Consider the following 7977-nt stretch of genomic DNA (forward strand, 5'->3'; position numbering starts at 1 on the left):
CTATAAGCATTATTCAGTCAAGCTTTATGACATTTTCACAACCCCATAGCTATACTATATTTAGTCCTAGTCCTAGAGTTAGCATTATGCCAAGCCCCGACAGGGTTCAGTTAAATCTAAGTGTCGAGCCAAAAATTAAAGAGTCTTTACGAAAACACTGTGATAGGGCAGGGGTTAGCTTTGCTCAAGCCATAACCAAATATGTTGAAGCTTGCGATCGCCAGGGGAAATTGATTTTTCATGGTACTGCAAATGCGTCTGCTCTCGATATAGACCAAGACAACTTCGTAACTCAAGAGCAGTTAAGCAGGCGTCTAAAGCAATTTAACGAAGATGTTGAGGCGAGAATAGCCAGCGCGATCGCCAATCAAAAACAGAGCAGCCGCTAATTTTAGTCGATCGCCTATCTTGTGCATAATCGCCCCAGAACCACGTCAAACTTCCATTTCATCAATATCAGCATCGGACATCTTTAAGCATCTTGTACGTGAATCTATTGCTGCGAATAACACGTCTACAAATTCTTCTATCTCATAGACTGACTTTACGTTGCGGCTGGAATCAAGTAAATTTGCCAGCATTTGCTTCGCCTTGCCCTTATTGCTGTGGTACTTTTCGGACTCCTCTATGTAAACGACAGCGTCTTCGAGCGTCAAATCTAAAGTTTTGGCTGTTTCTATCTGCTCTTTTAGCAACAAAGCATCGGCTTGTGCTTCAATTCTCAATCTATATTCTAAAAGTTCGTGATAGTAAGACTCGTACCCCTCAGTATTTTCTAAAATCCAGGTGGGGTTCTTTACCCATTTGGTTTTTAATTGCTCGACTAACTTGCGAGGAGTATTACTTGCGTTTTCGTCAGACTGATTCATTAAAACTAAAACGACTGTTTTAAATAAATGTAATACTGCTAATTACTCCATTTATCTGTCTCAAGATAGATACTCAGAACTCGATCGCGATTTAAATGTTTATTTTGATAGCAACACAGCGATCGATCGAGTTGTATGTAAGTGTAGTACGACATTGCCGCTCAATCTTTTTGTACTTGGGTAGACAAAATCAGCGATCGCCCAAAAGACAGATAAGATTGGCGATCGCGTCTTCGAGAGAGTATACAGAATTTGAAGGGAAACGAGCCAGCATTTAAAAGGCAGTAGACTTCGCCTAGACCTAAGAAATATCCCGACCAACAAACGGGCGATCGCATCCATCAACGGAAGTATAGACGAAGAAAGCGTAAAGCTCGATAAAGTTTCTACAAAATACCTGAAAGTTAAAACGACAAAAATTATATTGTATATATAGCCGATAAAGCTTGCCTTTAAAGCGTCGGCGATAGACCCAGCGCAATCTCTACAACATCATCGCTGCATTAAGAGAAATTATGTTAATCGCCTTTTCAACAGTTCGCGCATCTATCGAGCATATATCGCAACTATACTCAACTCCTTTATTGAGGATCGCTCGCGGCTGACAATTTTTATCGCCTCTGGTGCGGACTGGATCGCCTCGATTGGGAATTAATTCAACTATTTTCTAATAACAATATTTAACTTGATTACCGCTACAGACTATGGAAAACACTATATTCACTATCATTTTATATTTACTGCCCGTATTCTTTTTTTACTGCCCAATAGTTAAAGAAATAAAAGCAGTTTGCGATCGCCACCGTCGCATCAATTCAATTCCATTTGCCACTAAAAAAGAGTTGCTCGCATTAGCTCAAGAATACGGCATCCAAGGGGTAAACAGGCTGAAAAAATACGATCTGCAAAACGTATTGATAACCAAGCTTTGTTAGCTACCGAGACAGTTAGTCTAGACAGGCGATCGCGATCGCGCCAATGTATTCTTTTGATTGCTAAGTTGGCGATAGAATTTAGCTTTATATTTTTAATGCTTAAATATATATTATCTATTAATTTAATTTTTATTTCTTTTGTTAGTTTGCCGCTAAAAGCAATTGCCTGTCCTTATGAAATGTATACTATACGTGATGGGCAATGTATTGACTTGTCTAGAAACAACCGTTTAAAAAAAACTCAACAAAACCCGCAAAAAACAAGTCCATATCCTGGGTTATCTATTGAAAATCAAAAAATAACGCGAGATTTTTACAATAAATATAGCCCGCACAACTTTAATGATAGTAAATTTTATGCTTATGGATCTATAATTAACCAGGCAAACCAAGATTATTTTGTAGCTACTCTTAAATATCTAGTTAAAGATGGCGATCGCACAGTTACCTATGGATATGTTAATATCTATCGAACGATAAGATCGGGTGAAAAATACGATTTCGAGCATTTTTTCTTTGAAAATGAACTTCCCGATCGCTGGAATGACAACATTGCCATAAAATTTAATTTTGATGAAGTCAGATCAGAAGTTCTCCCTTAATGTTTGCTCTAAAGTGTCTGCCAGATCTCTAGCAAAGCGCATCGCCTCGGCTTTGTTATCTGCTCTGGTCAAATTGTTAACAAATTGAATCCCTTCAATCTTATTTACCGTACCAGGTTTTGAGTTCTTAATGTCCTGTCTCAAGCCATTAATAGCATCTAATAACTGTCTATTGCTGTTAAGTATGGGTGCGGAAATGTAAGAGTTATTAGTTATACGCTGTTGTTGACCAGCCTCAAATATTTCTCTCGCTTTATCAGCCGCTATGGCATAAGAATTAATATTAGGTACAACAATCTCGGAGACACCTGGAATAAAATTACCCTGACGATCCTCTCCAACCAAGTAAGGTTGCCCCGCTAGCATCTCTCCGCCCTTAAATCTTTGTTGAAGCTCGACTATACCCGTACCGCCTGCTAATTGAGCGGCGATCGGTACGGATTTGAGAGCAGAAGAAAGTCTGAGGGCAGCTTTAACGCTGCGTTCTAGTTCGTCAGCCATGCCTTTAGCCCGCGCCTCTTGTTCTAACTGAACATCTGAGGCTTGTTGCTGAAGATTTAACACTTCTTTTTGATTATCAGCGAACTGCTCCTGTAAATCTAATTGTCTTTTAGATTCAGTTACACTTTCTCTAGCTAAGGAAATAGCTTCAAGACTTAATTTTATATTGTCAACTGCAATCTGATAATCCTGTTGAGCTAGTTTTAAATCAGCCTCGGCATTAGCGATCGCCTCCTTATCCCCTGCTGCCCTAGCAACTTCCAATGCCGCTTCAGCCTCACGAATAGGTTGGTATGCTTGCTGTGCCGTCGAGCGCGCATCAACTTCAGCCTGACGAGCGCGACCGAGTTCCATACGTGCCTCCAGATAACTCCGTTCCGCCGCTGTCTGATTCCGTTGAATCTCGATCGCTAGCAATTTTCTCGCCAGTTCTTGTTCTGCCTGCTGCGCCTCGATACGACGTTTAAATCTTTCTTCTTCTAGTTGCTCTAGTCGCCGTTGGTAATCGATTGTGGCACGGCGATTGAGTCCATCCAAACGCTGAAGCTCTAACAATGCCTCTTTGCGCTCCTCGCGGGTCTTTAATTCCCCAGAATTAATTAGTTTTCTCAACTCCAAAATCCGAGTTATCCTCTGGGTTTCCACGTCGTTTTCCACCTCCACCAGATTGCGTCTGGCAGCTTCCACCTCGGCGTAAGAATTTATCAATCTAGTTTGAGTTTCTAAGTTGCGAATAATGACTTCTTGTGCCGTTATTTGCCGCTCCAGTTCGCGGTTAGTTTCGGCGATCGCCTCTTTTTCTTCTCTTTGAGCCGAAACCCTGAGATTAGTCTCCCTTCTTACCGCCCCTAATTGCCGTTCCTGCTGATCCCGTACCAGAGCGACGATCGCCTCCCTCTCGGCTCGCTCCTGCTGTAATAACTCTAACTGTAGTTCGGTGGTGCGGGCAATCGCTTTTCTACGTTCTTCCTGCTTCTCTTCTTCAGTAAGGTCATATAGCAATTCGATTTGATTTAACCGTTCTTTTTCCGCCGTCAACTCCTGCTTAATTCTTTCGGTAGTCAGTTGCGATCGCCGTTTATTATATTCACCTTCGGTGATTAACTGTTGGTTGAGTAACTTCTGAAGATCGATTAGCCTTTCGGTTTCTGCCTGTTTGAGAACCTGGTTGGTGCGTTCGATCTGGGCTTCCAATGCCGAAAATATGGCTTTTTGGGCAGCTAGTCTGGCTTCGTCGTTGAGAAAGGCATCGTTTATCTCTCTTAGTTGGACTAGAGCGTCGGCGATCGAGATGGCTCCTGCTTCTACTAATTGCTGGATGTCGGATACTGCCTGTTTTGCCTGATTGGAAACTTCCTCTGTTTCCCCCCTGCCCCGACGCACCACATCTAAATTGCTCTCGATGCGACGGCGGATCTGGTCGTATGCAGGTCCTAAATTTTTTAAAGCCTTGCCTTGAGTGGTAACGGCATCGGAATTTTCATCTAACAACCCAGCTTGTTTTGCTAGAGCATTATTGCTGATTTCAAGCTGCTGGATGAGAGCGTTATAAGAATTAGCTTGAGATTTGTTTTGAGTTGCTGCCTGCTTGAGTTCGGCAATTTGTTTTTCATTTTGCTCGATTAGCTGTTGGCTAATATCGACCAGATTTTCCTTCTGCTTGCGCTGTTCTTCGGTTAACTTGCCATTTTCAGCCTCTAGATCGTTTAACTCTTTGAGTTTTACTGCGTAGTTGAAACTTTCGTCACCTGCGGTTTTGACACTCTTAGCATAAGCATCGATCGCATCATTGCCAAGCTTTAGCTTAATCGACTGAACTCCCGCAATACCGACTCCAAGTGCCGCAATTGCTGGTAGTACGGGGGCTAAGGTTGCGGCAAAGGTAGTTAAGGAAGCTTTGGCAGTAGCAGCGAAAGCAACTAAAGAGGCTTTCATGGTACCTAAGCTCAGGGTTCCTGTCGTCAGCGCAGGTATAAACTTAGCGGTTATCGTTGTCGATAGATTTGCTAGAGGAACTAAAACCCCTTTATTCAATAGCGGACCCAGCAACGCCAAAGCTGCCGATAAAGCTCCTACCTGCACCACAATTTCAGTCAACCCCGTATCGTTGAGAACCTGTAACGTTTGATTTAATAGGTTTAACAGGGGCTGAAGCAGAACTAGAAACTCGTTGGTTATTTGAAATAAATCTTCGACTACTCTAAGTAAAATCTCACCTCCCTCGGCGGCTGCCATTTTTAGGGTTTCTCCCAAGGTCGCGATCGTCGGCGTGAGCTTTTGAATTATGCCTTCAAGCCCTTCTAAAATTGTGGTTAGGAGCTGCCTTAAAAATTCAACCGCCTCGTCTACATTGTTGGCGATCGCCTCTTGGTTGTTTTGAACGAAGTCGTATAATCTCTGTAGCTGGTCTACGATTCCGCTATAGAGTTCCTCCGCGCTCTCTCTGGCCACGATCTCGTAAATATCCCTTAGATTACTCGTGATTCCCTCAATACTACGGGCATTCATCTGATTCGCAATTACGAAGGGGGTGAGCTTTTTCTGCAACTCATCGACTAAAACCCCTTGAGCCTTCCACGCTCGAAGCTGTTCATTGCTCAGTCCCAGGCGAGTCGCGAGTATACTGTTGTTGTCCTTCTGGGCTGAAAGTATACTTATAATTTCCTGCTTAGCGGCCGCGATTGGAATTTGGGCGACCCCCAACGCTGATGTGAACGATTTAGTAAGCTTTACCGCCGCATCAATGTTGTTAGGAAACTCTGCTGATTGGTTGGTAATTTCGGTTGCTGCGGTATTCAGTATCCCAAAAATTTCTAATACCTCTGAACTGGTGACACCTACAAGATCGAGCGTATCTTTTCGTACCCGCTCGATCGCTTCACGGACTGGACCTTCTAAAGCCAAAATTGCTTCAGTTGGATCTTCGATTAACTCTTCGCCACGATAGACATTCAAAGTCGCACTCAGAGTGCTTTGCGTATTAAGCACATCTGCCCGCAGGCGTTCGTTGGCGAGAATAAGATCGTTGAAAGCATCACCCCCTGCTGTGGCAAAAGTCTGTACGGCAAAAAGTAGTTGATTGAAGCCAAACGCCAAGCCCGACAGATTCCGAAATAAATCTGCCGCCCCGCGATTGGCTTGCTCTAAACCTCGGTTGCCGCGATCGAGCAGCAAATCTAGCTGGCGATCTTCAACATCCAATCCGCCCTGTTGTAAATTCCGTCTTTGGGTATCGCGATCGGCTCCTACCGTTTCACCCGCTCTAACCCTCCTTAATGCCGCAGCAGTTTCCTGAGCGGTAAGCCCCAACTGTTCGATATACTCCTCGGCTTCAGCGACGTTAGAGCCAGTAAGTCTGGCAACCTCAAATACATCATCTAAAGACTCGCTAAGACCGTTTAAAGCCTGAATGTACCGCCCAATATCATCGGGATTACCTAGAATTGAAGCCAACACATTATTCTGAGTTTCCGTAAGATCGAGTTCACGAAGAGTAGAACCAACTTCTCTCAATCCCTGCTGTTCCTGCCGCAGTCCAGCGATCGCCTCTCGTGCCTGTTCTGCTGAAATACCTAATGCGTTGATCAAGGTGTCCACATCATCGATATTGGCATTGAGAGCTGAAGCAACCTCTTCCACCTGCCTCATCTGTTCTTGAAGCCGCTCGAAGCGATCGGCGATCGCTCTTACTTCTCCTGCGGTACGGGAGCCACCTTCTAAGTTGATTTCTAGCGTGATTCTTCGTGCGGGCATTTTGGGTAATCAGTTTAAGTTAGCACTTGTAGTTTGTTTTAACCAGTTAGTGACTTCAATTGAGGACACTTTCTACAAATAACTGACCTTTTATAGAGATCGCTTATTTGTAGCTTCTTGGTTTGGGTAATAACGCTTTTCCTTTATTTCGGTAAGATAAACCGCTGATTCGAGGGCGGCAGCATAAGGCAAGTACTGCTCGTGACCCCAGAGATCGTTCAGCAACAGCCTGTTAAACGATCGCTTGTAATCGGAATTGGCATCTTTACCCATTTTCCTCAGTTTTTCGATCGCCTCCATCAATTCTTCTCGCTTCTGGTTTACTGTTTCTGCTTGCTGGCGAATTGGCGCGATCGCTCTTTTGGCTCGTTCGCGACCCAGATCTTCATTGCAGACCGATAGCTGCGATCGCATTTCCTCTAATACCTGCTGCGTCGATTTCAGATCGATTTCGCGGTCTGCTTCTTTGGTATGGTAGGCTTTTAGAGCCGCGATCCGCTTTTCGGGTTCGAGGTCGAGAGGTGGCACTGGTGGCACATCATTTGTAACTTGGGTAAGACGCTCTTCAAGAAGAGCGATCTTAGCTCGATGGTCGGCAATTTTAGTTTCTAGTTGTTTAATGGTGGGCATGATAATAATTCGTTTATATTAATGTTTTCCAGCGCGGTTAAAGCTTGGTTTAACTGTTTGAGTTCTTGCCGCGATCGCTTTCGAGTTTCAACAAATTCTCGCGATCTAAATCCGTGTTTTAGGGCATTAAGCGACGATACTTCTTTACCCTGTGGCGTACTAGGCCCCGTGCTGTATCTCCAGGGCTTCTGGCGCAAACACCTCTGTCTCTGTTCCTGGCGCGATTCTTCCGTCCAGCGGGGCATTTTTTGATTCTCCTAAAGCTAGTTGATTTAATTGATTTTTGACAAAAGTAGTACGCTTGGGGTGTTTGATATCGGCTAGAACCTTTAGCGTTTTGCGAGATTGTTCTAGCGATCGCAGCCCCAGATTAATTAGGTTGACGGGCAAATTAGGAACACGCTGCGTTATGCGCGGATCTATTATTAAAAAATACCCTTTGGTGGCAAGCTGCTCTCCTAAAGCCGAAAGAATTTGAGCCTGACTATAAAGCATCGTCTCTACATCTTGTAGATTGCTTTGTTTAATTTGTTGTAACCCCGTTTTTAACTCGGCGGCAATTTCTTCAGCTTTTAAGGAGTCATCAAAAATCAATTCCATGCTCTTGGCAGTGCGAGAGATCGTGTCGGCTACCTTGGATTTTTTTTTCATGATTGTTCAGTTTGTTTGTCGCTATACCGACGAAAG

The 7977-nt window shown here is 43.9% G+C and carries 8 protein-coding genes; 4 read left to right on the forward strand and 4 right to left on the reverse strand.

Going from position 1 to position 7977, the window contains the following annotated elements; genetic code table 11:
• The first annotated feature begins 26 nt into the window (after positions 1 to 26).
• Positions 27 to 389: a hypothetical protein gene (locus KV40_RS31085; protein WP_036489559.1), complete on the forward strand. Its 363-nt coding sequence runs from the start codon at positions 27 to 29 to the stop codon at positions 387 to 389.
• 45 nt (positions 390 to 434) lie between these two features.
• Here the strand turns inward: KV40_RS31085 and KV40_RS31090 are convergent, their stop codons facing one another.
• On the reverse strand, positions 435 to 869 hold the full coding sequence (locus tag KV40_RS31090) for a hypothetical protein (protein ID WP_036489561.1): 435 nt from the start codon (positions 867 to 869) through the stop codon (positions 435 to 437).
• Between the two features lie 95 nt (positions 870 to 964).
• Between KV40_RS31090 and KV40_RS35490 the strand changes: the two genes are divergently transcribed.
• From KV40_RS35490 to KV40_RS31100, 3 genes are all read left to right on the forward strand, one after another.
• Positions 965 to 1147 carry a hypothetical protein gene (locus tag KV40_RS35490; RefSeq protein WP_156114274.1) on the forward strand — a complete coding sequence of 61 codons (183 nt, stop codon included), beginning with the start codon at positions 965 to 967 and terminating at the stop codon, positions 1145 to 1147.
• Positions 1148 to 1573: 426 nt separating this feature from the next.
• The gene (locus tag KV40_RS31095; protein WP_036489564.1) at positions 1574 to 1804 is read left to right on the forward strand and encodes a Rho termination factor N-terminal domain-containing protein; all 231 of its coding nucleotides are present in this window, start codon (positions 1574 to 1576) and stop codon (positions 1802 to 1804) included.
• A gap of 53 nt (positions 1805 to 1857) precedes the next feature.
• Entirely contained in the window at positions 1858 to 2406 is a 549-nt protein-coding gene (locus KV40_RS31100; RefSeq protein WP_156114275.1) for a hypothetical protein, read from the forward strand.
• Here the strand turns inward: KV40_RS31100 and KV40_RS31105 are convergent.
• The 3 genes from KV40_RS31105 to KV40_RS31115 form a co-directional block, all read right to left on the reverse strand.
• Positions 2389 to 6660, reverse strand: a complete 4272-nt coding sequence (locus KV40_RS31105) for a hypothetical protein (protein WP_036489568.1) — start codon at positions 6658 to 6660, stop codon at positions 2389 to 2391. The genes KV40_RS31100 and KV40_RS31105 overlap by 18 nt on opposite strands.
• Before the next feature lie 90 nt (positions 6661 to 6750).
• Positions 6751 to 7290 carry a hypothetical protein gene (locus KV40_RS31110; RefSeq protein WP_036489570.1) on the reverse strand — a complete coding sequence of 180 codons (540 nt, stop codon included), beginning with the start codon at positions 7288 to 7290 and terminating at the stop codon, positions 6751 to 6753.
• A gap of 159 nt (positions 7291 to 7449) precedes the next feature.
• On the reverse strand, positions 7450 to 7941 hold the full coding sequence (locus KV40_RS31115) for a hypothetical protein (RefSeq protein WP_036489572.1): 492 nt from the start codon (positions 7939 to 7941) through the stop codon (positions 7450 to 7452).
• Positions 7942 to 7977 lie beyond the last annotated feature (36 nt).

This window comes from Myxosarcina sp. GI1 (genome assembly GCF_000756305.1).
GTDB lineage: Bacteria > Cyanobacteriota > Cyanobacteriia > Cyanobacteriales > Xenococcaceae > Myxosarcina.

Excerpts from the sequence above, each read along its gene's own strand:
- KV40_RS31090 (WP_036489561.1), bottom strand. The coding sequence starts at position 869 with ATGAATCAGTCTGACGAAAACGCAAGTAATACTCCTCGCAAGTTAGTC.
- KV40_RS31115 (WP_036489572.1), bottom strand. The coding sequence starts at position 7,941 with ATGAAAAAAAAATCCAAGGTAGCCGACACGATCTCTCGCACTGCCAAG.
- KV40_RS31110 (WP_036489570.1), bottom strand. The coding sequence starts at position 7,290 with ATGCCCACCATTAAACAACTAGAAACTAAAATTGCCGACCATCGAGCT.
- KV40_RS31105 (WP_036489568.1), bottom strand. The coding sequence starts at position 6,660 with ATGCCCGCACGAAGAATCACGCTAGAAATCAACTTAGAAGGTGGCTCC.
- KV40_RS35490 (WP_156114274.1), top strand. The coding sequence starts at position 965 with ATGTTTATTTTGATAGCAACACAGCGATCGATCGAGTTGTATGTAAGT.
- KV40_RS31095 (WP_036489564.1), top strand. The coding sequence starts at position 1,574 with ATGGAAAACACTATATTCACTATCATTTTATATTTACTGCCCGTATTC.
- KV40_RS31085 (WP_036489559.1), top strand. The coding sequence starts at position 27 with ATGACATTTTCACAACCCCATAGCTATACTATATTTAGTCCTAGTCCT.